Below are 973 nucleotides of genomic sequence, written 5' to 3'. Positions count from 1 at the left end.
TCAAGCCATTGAAAAGATGCACGACTTGCTGAAAAAGCAGTAACAAATACTCTGGAAACAATCATCAGCCAGACTTTAAAATGTCAAAAAAGCAGCGTAGCTTTAGGGTAGTTCTTTGAGTTAGAAGCAGCCCTCCGTTCGGGATGTTGATGCCAAACCGCTCTTATACCGCTGGAACCCAGTTTAGGTATGGGTTTAATGGGAAGGAAAATGACAATGATGTAAAAGGAACCGGAAACCAACAAGACTACGGCATGCGGATCTATGATCCGAGAATTGGGAAGTTTTTGAGTGTGGATCCGTTAGCTGATACTTATCCATGGAACAGTCCATATTCATATGCCGAGGGCGATCCCGTAAACTTCAAAGATCTAGATGGGGCTGAACAACAACCAAATGCAGCACAGTCAACAGTAAGAACTACAACAATACCTCAGTTAGGAAACTTATTAAGGGTCGGAGGTGACGGTAACCTTCAAAATACTACACAGCTATTTAGACTTGGAGGAATTAACTCTGGCATTTATGCCCCACAAAGTAGATTTCTTACACAAGAAGAATTAACTGCATTGATTCCGCCAAATGCCGGAGCCTATTTAAACAGTGATGGTGTAAGTATGACCGTATATAATAGTAATGGTTGTTGGAAAGTATCACTATTGAAAGCGGTACATAAATCAAAATCGGCAGACCAAATAAACTGGATTGAAAGAGCGATAGTACGATTGCAAGAGGAGCGATTTAAACTCTTTAGTACTTTTACTAAATGGAATAGTAGGGTTCAAGCGTTTGAAATTATTACAAATGACCCTTCATCTTTGTCAAGCGAATATTTATCAGAAGTTCAAAAAAGACTAATTGAAGGGAAAGCTACTGCTCAGGATTTAATTTATAGGAATGAACTAAGAAAGCGAAATATTCTTTATGAAATAAATGACAAACATAACCCCTTAAAACCTAAAGGCGATGCTAA

The 973-nt window shown here is 38.7% G+C and carries 1 protein-coding gene; it reads left to right on the top strand.

What is annotated here, in order from left to right; translation table 11 throughout:
- Nucleotides 1-143: 143 nt before the first annotated feature.
- A partial coding sequence (locus ACQ2HE_RS19875; RefSeq protein ID WP_430902512.1) for an RHS repeat-associated core domain-containing protein occupies nucleotides 144-973 on the top strand: 830 nt, incomplete at its 3' end.

This window comes from Endoryza foliicola, from assembly GCF_050589245.1.
In the GTDB taxonomy this organism is placed as follows: domain Bacteria; phylum Bacteroidota; class Bacteroidia; order Chitinophagales; family Chitinophagaceae; genus Endoryza; species Endoryza foliicola.
The sequence above is the reverse complement of the archived record's forward strand: the minus strand, read 5'-3'. Positions and strand labels throughout refer to the sequence as shown.